Annotated in this window: 18 protein-coding genes; 1 reads left to right on the top strand and 17 read right to left on the bottom strand. The window is 51.2% G+C overall.

What is annotated here, in order from left to right; genetic code table 11:
- Positions 1–238: 238 nt before the first annotated feature.
- From ABD796_RS35500 to ABD796_RS35480, 5 genes are all read right to left on the bottom strand, one after another.
- Positions 239–562 (bottom strand): ATP-binding cassette domain-containing protein, encoded by a 324-nt coding sequence (locus tag ABD796_RS35500; protein ID WP_344917506.1) that lies wholly within the window; start codon positions 560–562, stop codon positions 239–241.
- 220 nt (positions 563–782) lie between these two features.
- On the bottom strand, positions 783–2,243 hold the full coding sequence (locus ABD796_RS35495; RefSeq protein ID WP_344917504.1) for a DUF1572 family protein: 1,461 nt from the start codon (positions 2,241–2,243) through the stop codon (positions 783–785).
- 104 nt (positions 2,244–2,347) lie between these two features.
- Entirely contained in the window at positions 2,348–2,656 is a 309-nt protein-coding gene (locus ABD796_RS35490) for a response regulator (RefSeq protein WP_344917501.1), read from the bottom strand.
- A 308-nt stretch (positions 2,657–2,964) separates the two neighbouring features.
- Positions 2,965–4,311 carry an ABC transporter substrate-binding protein gene (locus tag ABD796_RS35485; protein ID WP_344917499.1) on the bottom strand — a complete coding sequence of 449 codons (1,347 nt, stop codon included), beginning with the start codon at positions 4,309–4,311 and terminating at the stop codon, positions 2,965–2,967.
- A gap of 133 nt (positions 4,312–4,444) precedes the next feature.
- Entirely contained in the window at positions 4,445–5,350 is a 906-nt protein-coding gene (locus tag ABD796_RS35480; protein ID WP_344917497.1) for a helix-turn-helix transcriptional regulator, read from the bottom strand.
- Positions 5,351–5,579: 229 nt separating this feature from the next.
- Here ABD796_RS35480 and ABD796_RS35475 point away from each other — a divergent pair, with 229 nt between their 5' ends.
- Entirely contained in the window at positions 5,580–6,341 is a 762-nt protein-coding gene (locus ABD796_RS35475) for a GTP cyclohydrolase II (RefSeq protein ID WP_344917495.1), read from the top strand.
- Positions 6,342–6,488: 147 nt separating this feature from the next.
- On the opposite strand, the gene ABD796_RS35470 is transcribed toward ABD796_RS35475, so the two are convergent.
- The 12 genes from ABD796_RS35470 to ABD796_RS35420 form a co-directional block, all read right to left on the bottom strand.
- Positions 6,489–7,796 (bottom strand): ABC transporter substrate-binding protein, encoded by a 1,308-nt coding sequence (locus ABD796_RS35470; protein WP_344917493.1) that lies wholly within the window; start codon positions 7,794–7,796, stop codon positions 6,489–6,491.
- 268 nt (positions 7,797–8,064) lie between these two features.
- Entirely contained in the window at positions 8,065–8,826 is a 762-nt protein-coding gene (locus ABD796_RS35465; protein ID WP_344917491.1) for a DUF975 family protein, read from the bottom strand.
- Positions 8,827–9,145: 319 nt separating this feature from the next.
- Positions 9,146–10,519, bottom strand: coding sequence for an FAD-dependent oxidoreductase (locus ABD796_RS35460; RefSeq protein WP_344917489.1), 1,374 nt, complete (start codon positions 10,517–10,519; stop codon positions 9,146–9,148).
- 21 nt (positions 10,520–10,540) lie between these two features.
- A complete protein-coding gene (locus ABD796_RS35455; RefSeq protein ID WP_344917486.1) occupies positions 10,541–11,545 on the bottom strand; it encodes a glycoside hydrolase family 130 protein in 1,005 nt (334 codons plus the stop codon).
- A gap of 37 nt (positions 11,546–11,582) precedes the next feature.
- A complete protein-coding gene (locus ABD796_RS35450; protein ID WP_344917484.1) occupies positions 11,583–12,452 on the bottom strand; it encodes a carbohydrate ABC transporter permease in 870 nt (289 codons plus the stop codon).
- Positions 12,453–12,494: 42 nt separating this feature from the next.
- Positions 12,495–13,391 carry a carbohydrate ABC transporter permease gene (locus ABD796_RS35445; protein WP_344917482.1) on the bottom strand — a complete coding sequence of 299 codons (897 nt, stop codon included), beginning with the start codon at positions 13,389–13,391 and terminating at the stop codon, positions 12,495–12,497.
- Between the two features lie 78 nt (positions 13,392–13,469).
- A complete protein-coding gene (locus tag ABD796_RS35440) occupies positions 13,470–14,834 on the bottom strand; it encodes an ABC transporter substrate-binding protein (RefSeq protein WP_344917480.1) in 1,365 nt (454 codons plus the stop codon).
- A gap of 104 nt (positions 14,835–14,938) precedes the next feature.
- The gene (locus ABD796_RS35435; RefSeq protein ID WP_344917479.1) at positions 14,939–16,570 is read right to left on the bottom strand and encodes a response regulator; all 1,632 of its coding nucleotides are present in this window, start codon (positions 16,568–16,570) and stop codon (positions 14,939–14,941) included.
- Complete coding sequence (locus ABD796_RS35430; protein WP_379120841.1) at positions 16,557–18,326, bottom strand: cache domain-containing sensor histidine kinase; 1,770 nt, start codon at positions 18,324–18,326, stop codon at positions 16,557–16,559. The genes ABD796_RS35435 and ABD796_RS35430 overlap by 14 nt, the downstream gene beginning before the upstream one ends.
- A 196-nt stretch (positions 18,327–18,522) precedes the next feature.
- Positions 18,523–18,699, bottom strand: coding sequence for a TraB/GumN family protein (locus ABD796_RS35800; RefSeq protein WP_379120838.1), 177 nt, complete (start codon positions 18,697–18,699; stop codon positions 18,523–18,525).
- Between the two features lie 733 nt (positions 18,700–19,432).
- Positions 19,433–21,220 carry a right-handed parallel beta-helix repeat-containing protein gene (locus tag ABD796_RS35425; RefSeq protein ID WP_344917568.1) on the bottom strand — a complete coding sequence of 596 codons (1,788 nt, stop codon included), beginning with the start codon at positions 21,218–21,220 and terminating at the stop codon, positions 19,433–19,435.
- Between the two features lie 508 nt (positions 21,221–21,728).
- Positions 21,729–22,652: an NHL repeat-containing protein gene (locus ABD796_RS35420; protein WP_344917475.1), complete on the bottom strand. Its 924-nt coding sequence runs from the start codon at positions 22,650–22,652 to the stop codon at positions 21,729–21,731.
- Positions 22,653–22,953: the final 301 nt, after the last annotated feature.

Raw genomic sequence — 22,953 nt, 5'->3', positions numbered from 1 at the left:
ATTATTTGCCGGCTTTGGGTGGTGTGAGGAGAGGACTGAATAATCGGATAATATTCTTGTCAATAATCCGATAACTTTCTTGTCATCCGACAATGATTAAATAATGATTAAATACTACTAGCCAATGCTTTCAGACATATGTATAAAATACGGGTTTTGTGAACATGTAATGCGATGCGACCTGGTTATCACTTGGGAATAATCTTCTTTTGGTTTCTCTCTGAGACATTTGATTTATTTACTTATAAATTCGGCCCGTATCGTAGATTTGGACCTTTTTACAAACCTCCACCAAAGTTTCATTGGATACGCTGCGGCCAAAAGTAATATTGTTGCGGATCGTATCAGGAAACAAGTACGGTTCTTGGAATACCATGCTGACTATGTCACACCAGTCTTTCCGCTCGATTTGCTCAATTACTATGCCGTTGACAAGAATCCGTCCGCCCGTCGGCTCATAAAATCTTACGAGCATTTGGGCAATCGTCGACTTACCGCCTCCGCTTGCACCAACAAAAGCGATTTTTTTACCGACTGGGAGCGATAACGAAATGTCCTTCAAGACAAATGGTGCATCCTCATGGTATTACAGCGTAGCTGACACGACCCGCAAACACTTGGATAAAAATGTAAGAACCCTCCGAGTCTGGAGAGTCCTTTTATGAGTAATAAATGTACCAATTGCAGCCTGTTCGTTAATCTAACGTTCCCGTTGAACAGTAATTAACTTTTGGGGCTACTGAATCCATACTAAGCGAAAAATATCATGTAAAAGAATACCCTCACTCTTCGGGGACAATCCAAAATGGCTGGGACCACGCAATACGGTTACCACGCCCCAAGCACTCGATACGTACATATATTGCTTCACTAAGATCTTTCTTGGGCAAATTGGGATTCTCACGCAATTCCTTCATGGTTAAAGAAGAAGACCCTCCATTTACTTTTTTCAATATAACCCCATTTCGAGAGATCCAATGAACTTCATCACCATCGGAATCTATTGATATACACTGATTGTCATCTTTTGTTTCGATTTTTGAAATGGATACTCCTGTTGAAGCATAAAAGCGTCCCTCTGAAAGTGCGGAGATAATTCCCTTCGGATCAATGGCTTGCGAATTAGGCCACTGCACACAGTTCCAAGCAATAAACTGATCTCTCTGATGATGCTGGTCATCCGTTCCATGGCCAAAAACCTTCCATCCCTTGCTCAACAGATAATCCCATCGATCAGTTGCTAAAGCCTGTCCGTAAAGTCTTTCGATAACCCCAGTATAGATTTCTATACCTTTAATTCCTTCCATTGAATCGAGCAATTGATCCATAGCATATTCTTGAAAGGGTTTCCAGTTTGGATGATCGAAAATGAAAAGTCCTCCGGCCTGATGCACTCTATCCATAATTTGCTTAGGTGTCCATGCCCGTACAGGAAGTACTTCGTCAGCTCCAAGGTAGAGAAGAGTTTGTTTGTCTTTAGCTGTGACCTCAACGGCCGGAATTACACACATCTTGGTATAGGGCTGTAGTTCTTCTCGTCTGAGTAAAAAATCATGTTCGGAAAGAGCGAAGTAATCGTATCCGGCTTCCTCATAGGAACGAATAATTGTTAAGGGCTCGTCGGTGCCATCCGACCTCGTCGAATGTCCGTGATGATTGCCGCGAAGCCATGTGAAGCTGGTGTCTGACTCTAAATAGGACGATATAAATTTATGCTGCTTCAAGGTTTGCCACCTCTCCATAATAAGAACATTTGTACCCATTATAATACCATAATAATCCATATCCGCAAACGATTCATTAGAGTTTTGCATACCATCCTTATATACGGGTTTTATTGGTCCCGTAAGACTTTTATATTGTTCCCCCAATATTATTTTAGCAAAATAAAAAATCTGCCCAAAGTGTTCAGAAAAATGAGCAGCACATTGATGTAACATGTCTAAATTTGTTCTGTCAGTACCTCTCACAACTTGAGTCGCTTCTAGCTGTTCCTCAGTAATGCTTTCGATTATTGAGATGACAAAGTCAAATCGTTCCTTAATAAGCTGCTGCAATTCCTTATTAGCTACTGTAATTGCTCCTAGTTCTTCCTCCCGGCTTCGACTTATCGCTCTATGCAAGATTCCCTTTTCGATACGTTCCTTTATGTAACCATTAATATGCATCACTACGTTTGAAATGCTATTGCTATAGCTATTTGGTCGCCAGTTTACATGTTCATCATCTAGTTGTTCGAGCACAGCACTTTTAGCGTACTACCTTGAAGTTCTCTAAATCTTCTTGCAATTAACCAATTACGATTAAATTCATAATTCATGAGTAATCCTCCCTCCACCGAGAGAACTTATGTTACTTCAAGAAGATTTTCCGCTCTAAATGGTTTTACTACAAAGTGGCTTGCCCCAGCCTGTAAGCTCTCAAGTATTGTGAAGAGTTGACCTTTAGCGGAGCACATCACAATTTTTGAATTCTCATCTATTTCCTTAATCTTTTTAGCTACTTTTATGCCATCAATCCCAGGTAAACCGATGTCTAAAATGACAACGTCTGGCTTAAGTTCGTCATATCTAGCTATTCCTTCTTCTCCACTGGTTGCCTCTCCAACGACTGATAGACCATAACTTTGTCCTTGTTTTTCAAGAATATCCTTCAATATTTTACAATCAACTTTCAAACGATTTCGTTATTGAGGCAAGGAGATCGCTGGATTGGGGAGCAGACATCAGCAGATCCCGCATTGCTCCCCGCCCGGATCTATCGAGTTGAAGGACCTACGTCCATTTAGCCTGAAATCAAATCACTGCATGAAATCAATCTTTTGCCCGATACCCGGACGCAATCCAATCTCTTGTTCCAGAAGCTTCTCCTGCTCATTCAATCCAGCTTTCGGCGGTATTAAATACGTTATCCAATGCGCACAGGCCGCCGCGGATTACCCGGGCGGCCTTCGTATGTTTGTTCCTACTGAGCGACTTCGACAATTTCTTTGTTGGCCTTCTCTTCGCCGTTTCGCAGCGCCGTATTGATATCAGTTCCGTTCACCATTACGTTTTTCGAAACTTCGCCGTTAAGGAGAGCGTTAATTTTCGGATCGAATTTGGAAGCCTCCGGAAGAGGAGAAGGCGATACTTTGAAAATCGCTTGCAAATTTTTCCCTTTATAAATATCGCTGTCCGAACCGAACGCTTTTCGAATGTCATCGTTTTTCAATACGGACAACCGACCCGCTTTGCTCAGCTGCGTTTGCACCTCTACGCTTAATAAGCTCAGTAGTACCTGATAAGCCGCTTCCCGGTGTTTGCCGGATTTGTTGACGACGGCCATATGGAAGTCGACCTCTTTCCCGAGACCCGGACGATCGCTGTAGCTCGGATGGGCGGTCAAATCCCAGTTAAACTTGTCTTTGCTACCGGCTTTGTTAAAGAACGTAATGAATGCGGCAATCCAGTTCGGATACATGGCTACGCGCTGTTCCATAAAGAATAGATCGGTCGAATGAATGTAATTGCTTTTCTCCATATAGCCGGGGATGGAGTAAAATTGCTTCAATTGGTTAAACACTTTGGCGTGCTGATCGGAGGTCAAGAATGCTTTTCCTTTGGCTTTGTCAAAGACCGGAACGCCGTATTGCCAGTACATTTGTCTTAAGTCGGGAGGCATCACGCCGATATAGTTGGTACCGCTGTCGGTGCGCGTCAGCTTTTTGCCAAGCTCCAGCAACTCGTCGTAATTCATCGTGTCCTTCGGATAAGGAATGCCGAATTTATTGAAAATATCTTGATTATAAACCATCGCGCCATAGTTCATGGCAAACGGCATTCCGTAAAATGCCTTTTGATCACCGAGCTTTTGCATTTGCTGCACAACCGCCGGCTCCAGCTGGCCGAGATTGATATTGTACGTCTTGGTCATAGCCGTCAAATCCTCGGGAATGCCGGCTTCCAGTACGGTTGCCAAGGAAGCGTTGCTGACCAGCAAAAGATCGGGGAAAGTGCCTGCCGCTATCAGCTTGTCAAGGCCGTCCCGCGATATGGTGAGCTTGATGTCCTGGTATTTGGCTTTAATCGGATCTTGGAAAAACTTTTGAAATTGCTCGTCCGTCGTGCCGGAGTTAATATCCAGCACAAGCAGCTCGGCCGGGCCTCCTTTGTAATCCGTCTTCTGCACGGTTGGTTCCGTTTTTGGCGTGCTCTGATCTGCCTTTTGCACGCCTCCGTCCGAATTTCCCCCTTTTTGACTACAGGCGACCATAAAGCTCGGCACTAAAAGGAGAGCGACCATTAAGGCAACTGTGCGATGCTTGATCATCCAACCCCTCCAATTCGGTTAAAGGCTTATAGTCATCATAGTTTTTTTTAGACCCTTCGGATATTAGCGTTTTTGGCTGCTTTATATCCATTTTTGGTTTAAAGCGAAGGAAAGGTGCCTCCCCGACCAGCCGTTACTCGTGGGCTTCAAACTTCCGTAAAGGCGGAGTCGGCAGCTTCTGGATATATTCTTTTGGAGAGCAGCGATTATACCGTCTAAACAATTCGTAGAAATGCGCGATATTTGGAATGCCTACTTGTTCGGCGATTGCGGCAATGCTGGCGTCTTTGGTTAGAAGCAGCCGCTCCGCTTGTTTAATTCTTCGGATATTGACATACTCGATAAAGGAAAGACCCATCACGCGTTTGAAATATTTGGAGAAATAGTAGTAGTTCATGTTCATCATCTTGCTGATCGCTTCCATTTCGATTTTGTCGGACAGGTGGCGATCTACGTATTCGAAAACGGGATGAAGCGGATAAGCGGGAAGCCGGTCGTGAGTTTGGGCCGCTTTGTCCGGATCGTTCCGCAAAATGGTCAGCATCAGCTGCTTCACCAGAAGATTGACGGCCATCGTATAGCCTCTCGACCGGCTGTCCATCTCGCCATAAATATCTACTATCGCCTGACCGATAGCGCTGCGAAATGTAGCGTTTGTACGAAACAGTTGATTGATGTGGCTTAACGGGCTGTCGATCTCGGCAAAGTATCGGTAATAGATCAGCATGGCAGGGTCGTAATAAGGTTGGAGATCGAAATGCAAGGTCAAGTAAACGGCTCTTTCTGTCGCTACGCCTTGGGTAAAGTGCGGCTGGGACGAGCCGACGAGCAATACATCTCCGGGCTCCAGTTGATGATGCTCGTCTTGGATGCACATCCCCAAGCTGCCCTCCTGAACGTATAGCAGTTCAATTTCTTTATGGTAGTGCTGCAAGGCTCCCGGAGACGTCGAGAAATAAGCGCGTATCTGCTGAGAAATTTTGATGCTGAGCATACTGTCCTGATACGGAATAGGTTCTTTATACAGATCGTTACCCATGTCCCAACTCCTTTTCACGGACCAATATTGCTTAAGAAACCGCTTTCATAACGCTATATCGATCGTGGCGATCCGTCTTGTATCCATTATAACTCGCTTTTGACCGCTAACAACAAAAAATCGGCTGCCGCACCCGCATTGGTTTAATTGCACATAACAGGACATTTTTTGCACACATTAACAGCACGAGCCATTTGCGCACAAGTCCGAACAATAAGGAGACGGTCCCATGTCTGTGGTAAAAAGCTTTGACCCGAACGTGATCTCGCTTCTTCAACAAAAGATACAGCTGATCAAAACGGATAAAGGCGCCATCTATCTCGTCGGCCCGATCAAGCTGCCGGTTAATCTATTCGGGGAAACTTATCTGTTTCAATGGTACTGCTGGCTGAACTGCAACGAGGTGACGGAAGATTTCGAACGGATCGTCGCCAAATTATCCGCTGCGAACTTAGCCGAGCTGCAGCAATCGAGCGTGCTGGTCCATGGTGATTTTCAACAGGCCGAGCATGCTTTGATCCGGTTTCATTCCATCTGTCATACCGGGGATATTTTCGGGAGCAAGCGCTGCGACTGCGGATACCAGCTGAAGCAGTCATTGAAGCATATTGCCGAGCACGGACACGGCGCGTTGTTTTATTTGGCCAATCACGAAGGGAGAGGCATCGGGCTGTTCAGCAAGGCGCTTGCTTACATTCTTCAAGAAAATGGTTATGACACCGTCGACGCGAATGTGCAGCTTGGTTTCGCGGACGATGCCCGGGATTACGGCGATGCGATTCAAGTATTGAAAACGCTGCGGATCAAGCCGGTCACTTTGATCACGAACAATCCAAAAAAGCTGGAGGCGCTTCGAAAAGCCGGACTCGATGTCGAAGAACGTGTGCAGCTGTGGGGAGACGTCTCCGAATATAACGAGAAATACTTGAAAACGAAAATCGAGCGGTCCGGACATTTCAAAGAGGGCGATGCCTGTTGCGATAATGATTGAATCGGGTCAATAGTGCCATCCTTTTCTCCCCCTTAACACACACGTAAACCGGTTCGTTCCTAAGTCACTATAAATGATAATAATAATCATTGTCAACTAAACGCGAAAGGCAGCCGATCGCAAGATCGGACTGCCTGTACTTCCTCATTACTTACTTTTAATAACGCTAATCGCCTGATTCGCGTCTTCCTCGATCTTCTGCATCAGCACGTTGACGTCAATCGAGCCGCTGCTGTAGTCTTTATAAAATTTGTCGATGCTTTTTTGCACCGCGATATCCTCGTTCGCGAAGACGACATTCGGCGCCGGCTGCGACGCGAAGAAGGACGTGACGTTTTTTCCTTTGATGAGCGGCATTTCGGCGCCTAACTCCTGCTCGATCTTCTTATTCGCCAAGGGCGAGGCGCGGCCGGTACGGCGAGCGCTGATGAGCTGCACTTCCTCGGACGTCAACAAATCGACGACTAGCATCGCTTCCTCCGGGTGCTTCGTGCTGTTCGATATGGTAACCTGATGCAAATCGACCGGCGGGGCGATGTTGGGCTTTTCCTTGAAGCTCGGATAACCGGCGACGTCCCAGCGCAGCGTCTGGTACTTGTCCTGCTTGAGCGTCGGCACAAGGTTGTAGGCGCCGACCATCGCGAGGATGCGCTTGTCGTAAAAGTCTGCGACTGGGCTTCCCCGTTCGTTGCCGGGAATCGTATCGATCGTTTTCATCATCTGGAACACGCGGCTCCATCCGTCCGAGTTGATCGCCGATTTCTTCTTCGCGGCGTCGGTGAACGGCAGCGACAACTGGTAGCCGACCCAATAGCTGTTCAAATACATAAAGCCTTTGTACGCCGTGCCGTTGTCCGTCCGGCTGAGCCGCTTCGTCACCTCGATGATATCATCCCAGGACATTCCATCCTTCGGATATGCGACGCCGAACTTGTCGAACAGGTCGAGGTTGTAATAAATCGCATTCGTATTCATCGCATACGGTAAACTGTACAGCTTGCCGTCGACCTTGATATTGTCAAGCACCCACGGTTTGAACCGGCTCGTGTCTATTTTCATTTTCGTCAGCGTGGGGGTAATGTCGGTCAAAATGCCGAGATCGCGATATTGCGTATAGTTGCCGATCCCGTACAGCAGAATGTCCGGCACCGTCTTCGCCGCCACCAGATCCTCGATCATCGTGCCTTTGGAGGGCATGACATATTCGACCGTAATATGCGGGTACTTTTTCTTAAGCGGCTCGGCGACCATCATCTGAAAATCTTCCTCGTACAAGTAACCGGCCCCAACCGGCTGCAGCGTCAGCTTGACCGGTTCCGGATTCGCTTTGGCTGTGTGCCCGTCCTGTTTGTCCGTCTGCCCGTTCGTACTTGCCGATTGCCCCCCGGTGCAGCCGGCTGCGAGTACCATCAGAGCGGCGACTGCTGCACTTGCCAGCGTATGACTCGTTTTCATTCACGTCACTCCCCTATTCATTCATACATGCGTAACCGACGGCGTTGTGTCCGTCCGAACGAGAGTATGCATCGATAAGAGCAATAAACGTACCGATTCTGCTGCACCTCATTCCATGTGTTTGGAATGTACATTCATCATAAACCAACAGCCCCGACCTGATCTTTGCCCTATCGGTCCGATGTTTTGCACTTTTTGTAAAACGCTTACATCACGAGGCAAAAAGAAACCGCCAAGCCCCGTACAGGAACTTGGCGAAACCGTTCTTTCAGATCAAATTCAGCTCTTCCCGCCTGCATATCCCCTCATCGAGCGCCTGCTGACGAAGCACGACATACAGCTCCGCTTTGGTCGCGTTTGTATAAGGCAGGACGAACAGAACGCCGACCAGGAGGGCGAGCGTACCAAGCAAATACCAGCCGATAAAGCTCAGATCGAGCACGAACATATCCCACTTCTGGGCCCTGGTCATCCGGTTGCTCAGCTCTACCGCGCGCTTCGAGCCGATCTCCGGATTATCTGCCAGTATGTAGGGGACCATGCTGTATGCATACGATTTGACGATGCCCGGTATGAAGAGAAGCAAGTACCACAGGAAATTGAGGAATCTCGCCCATAACATCCCTTTGACGATCGGCATATACTTCCCTTTGCCAAAAGAATAACCTAAGTAATTCAGATTCACGTCGTCTTGCGCAGCCTGTTTGAAATACTGCATGACGCCAACTTCCAGCGGAAACCTGACAAAGATGGAAAACGCAAGCGCCGCCAAAAAGACGACAATTCCTACCAGCACGATGATCGCTATAATGGCAATAAAAATCCCGTCCCATTCGACATCGAATCCGCCTCCGAATTCGTTCGGGCTAAACGGGTTCCAATCGCGCCTTCCCCCGGCGCCGGTGCTTGCATTACAGCTCGGAAGTCCGCCGCTTACGAGCGCCAGCAGTAAGCTGGCCAGAAATGCCTTCCAGTAAGACGTCTTCAGAACGCCCTTTGCTCTCGTTTTTAATTGTTCGCGTGTCCACACAGCTTATCCTTGTCCCTTCTGTTCCGCAGGTTGCTTCCACTCTCAATCTTACATAAAACTTCCATGTTTGTCATGGGCTTTTGCGGCAAACCAATGCAGCAGCAAGCTTATCTGCACATGCATCCTTCCGTCTAACGGCATCCTGTCTGGTTCAAACCGCTCTGAACCGTATATGCCAAAATGAAGGCATTGGAAGCAACGCCAAACAGAGCAACGGATAACCGGTGCTCTGCAGCGCGGAATATGGGTATGAAGCTTGCGTTCTCAACGGCAGCAGGACTCCTCTTCAGTGTGACCGTCCGTCTGAACCGCAATGCGATTACGCGTTTGATGGCTTCGCGGCCTCGTAGCTATGCGCTTCTCCTAGCCACGCCCCCTGTTCCAACAGCAGCTCGCGAAGACGGGAGACGGACACGCCGCGCGATGTCGCCAAAGTCTTCAGCGCCATGGCCGCAGCGGCACCCGAAGCCTGGCCCATTGCGAAGCAGTTCGGCATGACCCGCAACGAGCCTTGAACCGCGCGGTCGGATGAAGCGGCCCGCCCAGGCACCCACATGTTGTCAATGCCGATTGGCAGGAGCACGCGGTAAGGGACGCCGTGGGATTTGCCGGGGGGCAAATGAGTGAACGTCATGTTGCCTTTGCTGTTGGCCAAATGAATATCGATATAGTAAGCGTTCCGTGCGATATCGTCCTCGAACGAACGGGCTTCCATAAAATCTTCCGCCGTAAGCACATAATCGCCTTGTATGCGCCGCGTCTCGCGGATGCCCAACTGCTCGCCGCTCGCAACCATATGCGCCTGCTCAAAGCCCGGTACAAAGTCGCGGAAAAACCGGACCTGACGCTCGGCCAGCCTGCGTCCTTCGATCGATCCGCGAGTCAAGTCCTCCGCCTTCGTGCCGTCTACGCCGAACACGTGTCCGAAGTTGACGCCGACCAAGTAGTCGTTGACCCAGGCCAGGCCGGAAATGGACTTGCGTCCTTCCGGAAGCGCGCCGTCCGCGATCGCCCGTTCCACTGTGGCGTGCAGCTGCTCCGTGTCCCCGGTTTCCTTCAAGAAGGCATGGAACTGCCGCCGGTCCACATTGGCCAACAGGTAGCACATCGTCCCCGGCTGCAGCTCGCCTTGCTCGCCGCCCTTCTGGAACGGTACTCCCGCCAAGGCGGAAATATCCGCATCACCGGTCGCGTCGATGACATACTTGCAGCGGACAATCGATCGCCCGCTTTTGTTGACGATGACGATCCCCTCGATGTTCCGCTTGTCTTGCGACAACACGACATCATAGACGAACGTATGGAACAAAAGCGATACCCCGTTCTCGAGAGCGGCATCGTCATAGACCCGCTTAAGGATCTCGGGGTCGATCGGTACCCAGTCCAGCGTATGCTCGTATTCCTTGCGGTAGTCGGCGTTGCACGCCTGCTTCATCCGGTCCATCAGTTCCAAGCCAATGCCGCGGATAATCGGTTTTTCCTTGTCCGTGAACGGGCAGAACGCCGGGACAAGCGAGACCGTCCCCATTCCGCCAAGAAATCCTCTTTGTTCGATCAGCAGCGTGTCGGCGCCATTCGCCGCTGCACTGATCGCCGCCGCGATTCCGGAGGCTCCCCCTCCGACGACAACGACATCCACATTGCGGGATACGGGGATGCTCTCCGCAGGCAATGTCACTCGGTCGAAACTCATAACCATCCTCCTCCTCCTCGCCTACTCGCCTTTCAGGCAAAGATAGATCAAATCGTCAACGTCCGCGGTTGCCAAACACTCTACTGTATCGGCAGCGCCATAATATATTTTCACCTCGCCGGACGGCTCCATAATCATGCCCCCCGGGAAAATCACGTTATTGCGGAAGCCGCCATCGACCTCGTAAGGCGCCTCGGGAGCGAGCAGAGGAGAATTCGACATCCCGACAATGCGGCTCGGATCTTCCAAATTGAGCAGCATAATTCCCGCCGTATACCGTTTCTGCCAAGAAGCTTCCCAGCCGTTCTTGCCCCGGCTGCGGTCGAGATCCACCGCGTGAAATGTCGTCAGCCAGCCCTTGTCCGTCTTGATCGGAGGTGCTCCCGGACCGACCTTGTCGTTGGCGAACGGCACATGCTCGACCCCGAGCACGAGCTTGGAATTGCCCCAATACCGCAAATCGGGCGAATCGCTCATCCACATGTCGAACCGGTCGCCGCCACCCCGGCTGTATACCGGGAAAGGACGTTCCAAGCGAACGTAATGGCCGCCGATCTTCTCCGGAAACAGCACCATATTGCGATTATCCGGTAGGGACAGACTTAGGATGTCGAACTTGTCAAAGTCTTCCGTTACCGCGATCCCGCCGCGCAGACCATGCTTCGTATCGACCGCAAAGCACATATAGCATTTGCCGTCAATGACGGTCAACCTCGGATCGTATACCCGGATTACTTCTTCATCGTGCCATGTCCAGCATGGCGTCGGCTTCACGTCCCAATGGATGCCGTCATCGCTCGTAGCAAGCCCCAAATTCGTGGTGCTGAAAGGCAAAATCGTCTGCTTCTCGGCGTCTCCGTAATCGTTGCGGAATACCATGACATATTTGCCTTCATATTTCGCCACGCCCGCATTGAACACCATCGCCGGGCCGTATGGCACGTCCTTCGGCGACAATAGCGGATTGGCCGGATGTCGGGTCACAAGCGGACTGGAGCGCAGGATGCCGATCGTATTATGACTCATCGTTTTCTATTCTCCTTTTGCAATGTCAGGCTTCGTGCTATCCCTTGATCGAACCCGCCGTCACCTGCATGAACGATTTGTTCGCGATCATATAGATGACGAGCATCGGCAATATCGACAGACATGCCCCGGCCATCATCAGATGAATTTGCATGGCGGCGGAAGATCCGTAGCGCAAGTTCGCGAGGCCCACGGTCAACGTTTGCAGCTTCGGGTTCGTCATCGTGAACACGAGCGGCAGTATATATTCGTTCCAGGCATGCCGGAACGCGAACAGTCCGGTTACCCCGAGTCCCGGGGCAAGCAGCGGGAGAATGATTTTGAAGAAGCTTCGGGTAAAGCCCGAGCCGTCCATCATAGCGGCTTCGTCCAGCTCCCGCGGAATCGCCTTGAAAAAGCTGAGCAAAATAAAAAATGTACTTGCGTGAGCTGCTACCAAAATGAGCACGACACCCCATAGGGTCGTATTCAAATGCAGCTTGACCATCAAATCGAACTGGGGCCGCAGCACGACCGCCCCGACGGATATGAACATCGTGGAAGCCTGCAGCATCACGAACAGTCTTTTGCCGGGAAAATCGCGCCGGTCGACCACATAAGCGGCCATCGCGGCCACGAGCAATGTTCCTACTGTCGACATGACACTAAGGAAAACGCTGTTGACCGTATACCGGGCGAAGTTCGTTTGCTTCCACGCCTCCGCATAATTGGAAAATTGCCATGACTTCGGCAGCAAGCCGCCGCCAGTCATCAGCTCGGCGCTGGTTTTAAGCGATCCGGCTACCGTCATCAGCACGGGGAACACAGTCAAGACGGCCATGACCAGCAGAAACAGCCACATCGCCGTTCTTCCGATCCAGGACCATAAGCGCAAGGGCGGTTTCGCCAGTGTCGCTTGTCCGTTCATGCGAATTTCGCCTCCTTCTGGAAGTCCGGCGATTCACCGGACTTAGAAAACTTTGTTCATTCTGCGGCTGAACCAGTAGTACAATGCCGTAATGGCCCCGACGATTACCGCGGTCGCGAAGCCTACCGCACTGCCGTAGCCGATTTGTTGATCGACCGGGGAGCCCGTGGATACGGGGAACAACAGCTTGTATAAATACAAGTACATCACTTCGGTTTTGCCGATCGGGCCGCCTTCGGTCATGACCATGATGCTTTCATAGCCTTTGAGCGAGGCAATGATCGCGAGCATAATGATCATCTGCATGACCGGGCCGAGCATCGGGACCGTAATATGCCAGAATCGCTGACTGGCATTCGCGCCGTCGATCGACGCGCTCTCGTACAAGTCCTGCGGAATGCTCTGCAGGCCGGCGAGGAACAGCAGCATATAGTTGCCGATCGCCCCCCATACCGCGACGAGTATGACGGTCAGCATCGCGTGCTTCGGCCCGAGCCAATCGATCGGCTCCCCGATCAGATGGTATTTGAGCAGCAGCTGATTGACCATGCCGTTGTAAGAGTTGAAAATAATATAAAACACGACGGAAATGACCGCCGTACTGATAACGGTCGGCATGAAATAAATCGCCCTCAGAAAGTTGCGTCCCCGCAATTTGCCGTTCAGGATCACCGCCAGAAGAAGCGATAAGGGGATCGTCAGCAGCAGCTTGCCGCCGGCGAAAACAAACGTATTGCGCACCGACTCCCAAAATTGCGTGTCCCTTGCAAGCCTGCTGAAGTTGTCCAGGCCGACGAACAACTCGCTGCCGTAGCCCGGGTAATCGTAAAACATATACCGCAGTACCCAGATCAGCGGGTAAATGCCCAAGGCGAGCGTGAGCACGACGCTGGGCAGCAAAAATAGCGAATTTTCGCGCAGTCGCATCCACTTGGCCATACAGTCCTCCTCCTTTCCTTTCGGGACAAGCGAAAGGGGCTTTCGCATAATCTTCCACAAAAGCCCCGAATCCGCCCATTATTTGCCTTGCAGCTTGCCCGGATCAAACGTCGGGTCCGGCTTCGCCTGCACGCTGCCCTTCTCTACCGCTTTGGTCAAAGCCGCGTTGTACCGCGTGTTCAAGTCATCGGTAATTTTTTGCAAATCGCCGCCGCCTACCACGTATTTGAAGAAGGCGTCCGCGTAGTTGGCTCCCTCGGGAGTCACGTTTGGAGAAACCGGCCACAGCGAGTCGAGCTTGCCGACGAGGAATCCCTCCATGCCCGGAATATCGGGTTTGCCGGCCTTCTCCGCGATGCTCGGCACAACCGCGATGCCGAAGCCTTTCTCATGGTATGTCTTCATGATGTCGTCGCCGTACATGTACTGCATGAACGCCCATGCCGCATCCTTGTTCGGCGATTTGTTGCTGATGCCGAGCCATGTGCCGGCCGATACGATTTCTGACGTACCGTTCCGCTTGCCGTCAATCGTCGGCGGCAATGCTCCCGCCCATTTGACTTTCGTAGGGAACTGGTCCTTGTATACGCCCGGCTCGGTCGAGAACGAAAGGTACATGCCTATTTTGCCAGCTGCGAATTGGGCTCGCAGCGGGTCGATATCGAGGGATTCGGCTCCAGGCAGGATGCTGCCGTTATCGTACATTTGCTTGAAATAGCCCATTACCTGCGAATAGGGCGCGAAGTCGAATTTGCCGGTTTTCAGATCGTAGCCGAGTCCTTGATAGCCGCTGAGCGACAATATTTCGCGGACGGACCGGTCGAATGCCTGCTTCGGATTTTTGAAGTTCAGGGCGAAGCCGTAAATGCCGTCCTTTTTGCCGATGTCCGTAATCTTTTTGGCCGCCTCCACCATCTCCTGCAGCGATGCGGGCGGAGCCTGGATGCCGGCCTTCTCGAACAGCTCCTGGTTATAGACGAGCCGCAGCGTCAAGCCGGTATTCGGGAGGGAGTACAGCTTGCCGTCGAACCGGTTTACTCCGTCGAAAATGACGGTGGAAAACTTTTTGTTCAGCGCGTCGTTCATATAGGAATCGATCGGGGCCAAATACTCTTTTTTGACGAACGTTTCGGTGTTCGCGCTTTTCAGCCGCAGCACGTCAGGAGCCTGGTTGCTGGAGAAGGCGATGTCCACGCTCTGGTTGTAGTTTTCCGACATGATCGTCAGTTCCACTTCGATATTGTCCTTGTTCGTGGAATTGAACTTCGACACGAGCTCCTTGATATATTCCTGATCGTGGCGGTCGTCCGTCCAATACTTGATAATCTTCTTCGCCGGCGCCGCTCCGCCTTCCGTTTCCTTGACCGGCTCCGTGCTTCCGCAGCCTGCCAGTCCGGCGGCCAATACGGCGCCAAGTCCCAAGCCTATCGTCTTTTTCAGCATAAGCGTTTACCCCTTTTTGTTTGAGTTGTCGTTGCCTTGTAGTCAGTATAGGGCGTTTGCAGCAAAAAGAGAGTGGGGTAGATCCACTCTCGAGGGATGTCAAATCATTGTTTTGCCCCATCCGGACCGTCCGGATGAAGGCTGGCCCGGAATTCCGACGGCGTCATGCCGGTCATTTTCTTGAACATGTCGCTGAAATAACGCCGTTCCTCGTAGCCCACGGCTGACGCCACGTCTTGAACCGGCACTCCGCTTACAAGCATCGCCTTCGCCTTCTGAATCCGTTCGCCCGAGACGTATTGGGTCAGCGTCATGCCGGTCACTTTCTTGAATAGGCTGGAAAAATAGCTGGCGCTCAAATGAACGTGCGCGGCGCATTCGGCCACCGTGACTTCCCGGTGAAGCTGGCCCTTCAAATAGTCGAGCGACTTGTAGATGATGGCCTGTCCTTCGGACAAGCTGTTTTTGCGCACGAGCTCGGCTCCGTCCCTGAACAGTTCCGATACCTGCTGCTCGAGACCGGACAACGTCAGCCCGAGCCCCGCTCGCATCATCTTGAAACGTTGAACGACAGGCTGAATATCCGGGAACGGGACAAGCTCGTAGAAGGTGCGGATGGCGGATGCGGCCAATTCCTCATAGAAGCTGAGCAAATAATCCGGATTCGGCCGCGGCTTGACCGTATTGAACGCGGCGATGTCGGCCAGTATGGCGTTCGCCCGGTCGCCGTTGCCCGAGCGCAGAGCGAGCAGCAGCTCGTCCTTATGCTCCAGCGCGAAAGGAGCTTGCTTGTCCGATTGCGGAATTTCATCGTAGCCGATCGCCGCATTGCCCTCCGTGAACAGATGATACGCCAGCGCCAGTTTCGCCTGTCTATAAGAATCGGGCAGCTCGCTAATTGATTCGACTCTACGTCCCGTGCCGATCGATACGGTAAATTTCGTATACTGCGCGATGTTGCGGCAGCAGCTCTCGGCGATTTGCTCCACCGTCGCGGTTTCCGGATCGTTCACGACGGCGACGAACCGGTTGTCTTTGGACCGGAACACGACCGCTCGGGCATGCTCCCGGATCGTCTCCTCCGCAATGTTCTGCATCATGAACCGGATCAATTCCACATCATGAACCGACAACCCGAAGGCCCGCTCATGAAACCGATCGATTTCCAGGAGCAGCACGACGAAACCGCGATGCTCCAAATCGACCTTCAAATAGTCCCAACGTTTGGCGGCGAGCTCCCACGGCGTCCGGTGGTTGACCAACAGAGCGAAATATTCCTGTCTGAGCACGGGCATGCTCTCCCGCACTTTAAGCTCCAAGTCCCGGACGCCCAGCAGTCTGGATCGCTCCCGCCCGATCTGCTCCTTCGCCCGCAGCGTCGCTTCCGTAATATCCTCTTCGGTAAACGGCTTGACGACAAAATCGAATGCGCCCAGCTGAACGGCCTGCTTTGCATAATCGAAATCGGCGTAGCCGCTGATCAGGATGACCTTGCACGAGAAGCTCAGCTCGAGGATGGCCCGCAGCATCGTCAGCCCGTCCATTCTCGGCATGCGGATATCGGTAATAATAATATCCGGCTTTGTCCGTTTCACCAGCTCCAGCCCGTCTTCGCCATTGGCCGCCGATCCCGCGAACGCAATGCCGTGCTGCGCCCATTCGATCGCGGTCAACCCTTCTACTACGCTTTTGATGTCATCTATGATACAAAGGGTGATTTGCTCATGATTGTGCATCCGGATTCGTTCCTTTCAAGGGCATGGACAAACGGACAGTTGTTCCTTCGTCCGGCGCGCTCTCGATCGTGATGTCCGCCTCGTCGCCGTAATAAAGCCGAAGCCGGCTGAACATATTGCCGAGCGCATAACCTCTCTCCGGCTCCGGCCTATGCAGCGAGCGTACCGTCGTCTCGTCCATACCGCGTCCGTTATCCTTCACCGTAATAAACCATCGTTGCCGCTCCATATCCCCGTCCGCCTCGATCGTGATGCGTCCGCCGCTCTCCATGCCTCCGAAGCCGTGGAGAATGCTGTTCTCGACAAGTGGCTGCAGCATAATGCGCGGGACGGCGAGGTCCGTCAGCCAGGGCACGCGAACCTGAATGTCGTATTCGAACAAGCTCTCATAGCAGAACGCTTGCAGCTCCAAATATTGGCGGACATGCTGCAGTTCCTTGTCCAGCGTCGTAATTTCGTTTCCTTTATTGAGCCCGATCTGGAACAGCCTGGACAGCGCCACCACCATCCGCTGCGATGGCTCCACTTGACCGAGCTTCAGCTTCCAATAAATCGTGTTGAGCGTATTGTATAGAAAGTGCGGGTCCATCTGCGCCGACAGCGCCTTGATCTCGGCCGAACGCTTGTTCGCTTCTGCCTGCCGGACCTCTTCGATCAACACCACGATTTGCTCGAGCATCCGGTTAAACCGGTGTCCGACCTGCGCCAGCTCGTCGCTCGAACGGCTTTCGAAGCGTGCGGTCAGATCGTTGCCCTCCACCCGTTTCATGACTCTTTGTAAACCGAGCAGCGGCTTGAGCAAATACCGGGTGAGCCCATCGGAAACGAGCACCGTTACGATAAAGCAGCAGACGGTGAGGAGCAGTATGAGCCATTTCACGTCGTTCATATCCTTCAGCACGTCGGCTTTGGATTGGATCGACAGGATCGTCCAATCGTTGATGCCTAGACGGGCGTAATTGATCAAATACGTATCGCCGTTCAGTATTTCCGACGAATACCCCGTCTCCTGATCGCGATTATGAACGAAAGGAGCCAGGATGCCGCTGCCGACCGCCTGTCGGACCAACGTATCCGGCTCGGTAGCGACCAGTTGGACGTTCGAATCGAGCAGAAACCGTGATGCCATCTCCGCCGTATCCGGAGCGACCAGCTTCCGCAGCCCTTCCTCCCGAATATTGACGACTACATATACGTCCTTAAGCGGAAAATCCGCTATCGGCTCCAAAATAAGCGACACGACGCGCGCCTTGCCCAGAAACAGGCTGTCCTCATGCCCTTCCACCCAGACGTTCCGCTTCTGTTCCGATACGCGCCCGAACAACGGCGTATCCGCAAAGGACGTTTGCCGGTTGCGGTTCATCGACAGCGGGTAAAATTCCCCGATCGGGGTCGATACGTAAATCGAATGAATGAGCGGCTCCGCCATTCGCGCTTGAGAAAATACGTTGTCCAGATTGGCCAGATGGGTGAAATACTGGCCTTTCTCCCCGAACAATACGTCCTTGAGCATCGATTGGAACGGTTGACTGATCATGAAGGTCATCATGACGATCATCAGCTTGCTCAGCTTCTCGTCGGCGATCTGCGCCGATTTGACGACCGCATCCTGCGTCAGCTTCATCGCATTCGTCTCCATCCGATTCGCCGCGATCGAATAGGAGAAGACGCCCGTAATTAAAATGGACAATATCGTAACGGCCAAAAAAGCCGATCGCAGCTTGCCGCGGAACGAAATCTTGTTCAGGTCGATCAAAGAGATCACGTCCAACCCGGAGTAATGGTTATGATGATTCGATTATGGCACGGCGGTCCCCTATTCACAATGCCCTCGCACCCGATACAGTCGGTTTGCCGCATCCAGACAGTAGTCTTGCCGCTTGTATATTAAGTTACCTAATTTGTGGGTGGTTTATTATCTTGAAAAATAAAGAACAGGGCTGACCTCACGGTTAGCCCTGTAGTGTTATGAATGATGCTGCTAAATGCTTCTGTTTTACCACCTTAAAGCCTTCCTTCTCCAGCAATGTAACAAGACCAGAGTCGCCCGAAATATGCGAAGCTCCAAGTGCAATCAAATACGTTTCTTTTTTATTGGTGTTCAGATAGCTTTTAATCTTCTCAGCCATTTACCCTACATGATCAAATCGATATCGGGGTCAATCATTTCTTGCAACGGTATAACGAAGATGAATTGCGATTTCTAGTCAATGTCCTTCAAGAGACTTTGCACACATCATGGATTCATTCGGAGACAAACGAAGAATCCAACGCACTCAGTAATAGAGCGCCGCACAAAAATGTAGAGTCAGACACTGACAAGGCAACAACAGTTTCCGATGAAATGAACGAAGTTATTGAGTTGCTCAATAAGTTGGATAAACGTAACGTAAAGAAAGCGAAAGCGATTCTTAATGATGTATTTTTTTCAGTGTACGAGGATTAAAGTTCCAACAACATTCGCAGGATCTCATTCTTTAGATTTCAATTCATTCCTAAAATGCGATTATCACTCTCATGTCTCAACGGGTCAAGATTGAGTTCGGCAAAGGATAATCTCATCTTTCGTCGGGAATGTCACAAACTTCTTGTCATCGCTCAATGCCAAGAAGCTTGTGACATTAAACAAAAAAGCCGCGATTTACGCGACTTGTAATGTAACAATGATTGTGACTCCCGATATGCGTCCATAATCTGAAGCAATAATCAGGCTGCCGTCGATACTCTGCCCTTCCTAGCCGATCCCTTCCATTTCGTCATATGCTTGCAGTCCAAGGAATCCATAGACGAAGGTCCAGGTTTTGTTCGCATCGTCCATCACCTCTACCCTTGTATTACCCAATAATTCATTAGGGATATGCTCTAAATCAGATCGAAGGAATGATTCTCACTTATTGATGTATGAAGCCCAAGATCGAGAAGCCCGGTTGAGTTTTGGGTTATTGTCGCAAATAGAATTTGATTGTTCTCCACACGATTGAACATTTCTGTATTCGAAGCGATATGGATCGCATCAATGGACCCGTACCGAATTTCGTATTCGCTCGTGCTGTCAGGTACTGTACTCCAATTCGGGCTGCACTGCGCTATTTTGTTCACGCCGCTGAACGACGTTATGGTCCTCTTCTGACCGATTCCCATTCCTTTCGTAATAAACACCAGCATATCCTTGTATGCATTGTCTTCTGCGGACGCTTCGTCTGCCAACTGAAGGGTACCTGCTGTGGCCGCTTTGGCTGCTCCCGCATGCTTGAGACGGTTGCGAACGCTGTTGCCGTGAATATGATTATAGCTGGACGCGGAATCAAGTAAAATATCCCCTTTGTTGCTTTCTTGCCCGCATTCCTCTATTTTATTGTTGGCTAGCGTGCAATGGCGCGCATCCGTTACTTTTAACGCAGGGCCGCGAACGTTAAACAACTGGTTGTTTGCAACATGGACAGCGCTGGACGCCTGGACTTCAATCCCGCTATTATCCGTTCCGCTGAAATCGATATTTTTCACCATATTGCCTTCAACAAGAACGTCTGTACATAACCGGACAAACACGCCCGTGCGACTGACGTTGATCATATTTCCCCTGATTTTCACCTCCGACGCGCGTTGGGATTGGATGGCACGCTGCAAGCCGAGAAAGCGATTGTCGTCAATCTGCACATCGCGAACGGGGCCGTTCATCGCGTTCAAGATTAAAGCTTGCTTCGCATTGTCTTTAAACAGGCAGGAGGCGACACGGATTCGAAACGCTTCATCACCGGCATTCGGTTCGATGTCAACCCCGGACTGTGGATTCGTCCCGTTCGTTTTCTCAAAAATACAATGGAGCAACACGACGTCATCCGCGCCTCCGACAGTCACCCCCTGACGGCGGTTGTTGTAAAAATGTACATTTTGAACCAATACGTTACTCGAGCTTTGGGCGCCTAATGTGGAAATTAAAGCGCCGTCCCCCCAACAATTCGCAATATACAGATCCTGAATACAGACGCGATCCGAACCTTTGACCGCGATACCCATTCCCCCTTCTCCCGTCGTACCTAGATGTTGGTCACGTTCCCCTATAACGTTTCCGCCGCCTTTTACGGTTACATTTTTCCTTCCGTATATATTGATAATCTGAAAGAGACTTTTGTCTGTGGGCCGCGCTTTTAACGTTGCATGTTTGTTAATAATCATCGTTGTGTCGTCCCTCACGTTAATGCCCGCATACTGTTGTCCCGGCAGTTTTGTATCCGCATTGATCAAATAAGTACCCGCCGGGACGTTCACCGTAACCCCTCCATTGCCGATCGCCTTGTTAAACGCTTCCGTATCGTCGGTCACCCCATCCCCTTTCGCCCCAAACCATCGGACATCCACGAATCCCGGTTCCCGAATGCGTTTGAATCGAGCTCCGGAAACGGAAACGACTACCGTTCCGGTATTGTCGACGGATGTCGTATCGGTAGCATCGTATAGAAACGATCCTTCCTGCCCGGCGTCGATGACAACATAAACAACCCCCTCAAGTGGGCTTGTTTCCGCCCGCAGCTCCGCTACCGTTGTTGCAAAAACGGAATCCGTAACGAGCTGCTTCTTTTTCTTGCTGTCTTGACCATAAACCGAATCCAGAACCTTCGCTCCCTCCACATGGATGGAAGAAGCGTACATCGCCGCTGCGGCACCAGTCATGCCGATCGCGGCCAACACGGTCCTTCTGCTAATTTTACGTTCGTCGGGCATCTTGCATTCTCTCCTTTGTCGTCAAACTGTAAGTGCTTTCAAAATCCGAAAGCAAGTTACTTTTGCACCGGATTTAATTCCGATTTTATTCAAATCAAAAGTCCAACTCAAGTTGAAAAATACTTGCAATTTTACTAATATGAAAATAATTAGTCGATCGATTTTTACAAAAAAAAGGAGAGCTTTGATGCTTGCCGCGCACTCTCATGAATCCTGTTTGTTTCCAGTCTAGTCCGCACAAGTTTCATGATAGCGCTTACTAAAAACTGTTTCTGCACCGCCGCTTTCCATCGGCACCTCCTTTGCTGGATGTTCGTTACGGCTCGAAACGCTGTCGCGAGTCCGTTGCATTTCAGAAAAAAGAGCCTTAGCAGTTACGGCGTACGGCCGCAGCTGCGAAGGCTCTTCGTTATGTACGTGGCGGTATAGGCCGCGTTTAGCTCAGCCGCTTCAGCTTCGTCAACCGGCCGTCGGAAATCCATTCGGCCACATAGATGTCGCCGTGCGAGTCGACGCAAAGTCCGTGAGGGGAGCTGAATCTGCCCGGACGGTAATACGACTTCGGCAAATTCGGCCAGCCCTGCTGCTTGTACGCCTGCTGATCCTCGCCCAGATGCGTGACGAATTGGTCCTCGTCGTTGAATATCGTAATGCGGCTGTTGAGGTCAGGAAAATAAGTCAAGCCGTCGCGTATGTAAAAGCTGCAAGGCTTATCCATGTTATGGTCAATGAACCGCTTATGCTCCCCGTTCAACGTAAACACTTGAAAGCGGTTGTTGCCTCGGTCGGCCACATACAGTTCCGGCTCCGCCCCTGTCAGCTTTACGGAAATGCCGTGCGGGCATTTCAATTGGCCCGGCTCCTTACCCGTACCGCCAAAGGAGCGCAAATATTCGCCGGCAGCCGAATAGTGGTGAATCCAGTTTTGCCCGTAGCCGTCTGTGACAAAAATATCGCCGTTCGGCGCAACTGCCAGATCGGTCGGTTTATACGCTTTTCCCTCTACGTATACGTCCGGCAGTATCGGCGGGTTGAGCCGGAGCACGACTTCGCCCTGCAGCGTCGTCTTAATGACGGTAGCCGCATTCGTATCGGTTATATACAAATACTCTGCCCCGTCGCTCTCGCGATGCAAATAAAAGCCATGAGCGCCGCTGCCGATGCCTTCCACATTGTAACCGGCCACGAAACGGCCGTCGCGCTCAAAAACGACCAGATTCGGCGATTTCGTATGCAGCACATAAACCCGGTCCGCATGATCGACCTCGATGCCATGCGTGTAGCCAAACTCAAACGATTCGGGAAGTTTCTCCCAGCCTTCAACCAACTCATAGCGCAATCCGCCTGTTGCCACAGCCATTTCGCTCACAGCCTCTCTCATACCGTATTGATGGTCTACATTCGGCGTTAGTTATTTCATCCGGCTACAGCAACATAGCCCTGCTCCTAATTTCGAGTAGCGGCGTCGGATATCCTGCTTCGGGAAACGACTTTAGCTCGTTAAACCCGCTGCAACGCTGCACCGGCACGGTGAGCACCCACACTTGCCGTAATCGCCACAATTACCCAATCGGATACTGGTTTCAGTGTACTACGGACGAGCCGCCGGCGAAATGTCCTTAGGCAATATTTTTTGTACTTAAACGTATAATCGCTGTATA

Origin of the sequence: Paenibacillus hodogayensis (genome assembly GCF_039536325.1) — a bacterium.
GTDB classification, from domain to species: domain Bacteria; phylum Bacillota; class Bacilli; order Paenibacillales; family NBRC-103111; genus Paenibacillus_AB; species Paenibacillus_AB hodogayensis.
The sequence above is the reverse complement of the archived record's forward strand: the minus strand, read 5'-3'. Positions and strand labels throughout refer to the sequence as shown.

Coding starts and splice junctions, on each gene's coding strand:
- ABD796_RS35470 (WP_344917493.1), bottom strand. CDS start 7,796: ATGAAAACGAGTCATACGCTGGCAAGTGCAGCAGTCGCCGCTCTGATG.
- ABD796_RS35435 (WP_344917479.1), bottom strand. CDS start 16,570: ATGCACAATCATGAGCAAATCACCCTTTGTATCATAGATGACATCAAA.
- ABD796_RS35480 (WP_344917497.1), bottom strand. CDS start 5,350: ATGGGTAACGATCTGTATAAAGAACCTATTCCGTATCAGGACAGTATG.
- ABD796_RS35440 (WP_344917480.1), bottom strand. CDS start 14,834: ATGCTGAAAAAGACGATAGGCTTGGGACTTGGCGCCGTATTGGCCGCC.
- ABD796_RS35475 (WP_344917495.1), top strand. CDS start 5,580: ATGTCTGTGGTAAAAAGCTTTGACCCGAACGTGATCTCGCTTCTTCAA.
- ABD796_RS35485 (WP_344917499.1), bottom strand. CDS start 4,311: ATGATCAAGCATCGCACAGTTGCCTTAATGGTCGCTCTCCTTTTAGTG.
- ABD796_RS35425 (WP_344917568.1), bottom strand. CDS start 21,220: ATGTACGCTTCTTCCATCCATGTGGAGGGAGCGAAGGTTCTGGATTCG.
- ABD796_RS35445 (WP_344917482.1), bottom strand. CDS start 13,391: ATGGCCAAGTGGATGCGACTGCGCGAAAATTCGCTATTTTTGCTGCCC.
- ABD796_RS35800 (WP_379120838.1), bottom strand. CDS start 18,699: ATGGCTGAGAAGATTAAAAGCTATCTGAACACCAATAAAAAAGAAACG.
- ABD796_RS35460 (WP_344917489.1), bottom strand. CDS start 10,519: ATGAGTTTCGACCGAGTGACATTGCCTGCGGAGAGCATCCCCGTATCC.
- ABD796_RS35455 (WP_344917486.1), bottom strand. CDS start 11,545: ATGAGTCATAATACGATCGGCATCCTGCGCTCCAGTCCGCTTGTGACC.
- ABD796_RS35420 (WP_344917475.1), bottom strand. CDS start 22,652: ATGGCTGTGGCAACAGGCGGATTGCGCTATGAGTTGGTTGAAGGCTGG.
- ABD796_RS35450 (WP_344917484.1), bottom strand. CDS start 12,452: ATGAACGGACAAGCGACACTGGCGAAACCGCCCTTGCGCTTATGGTCC.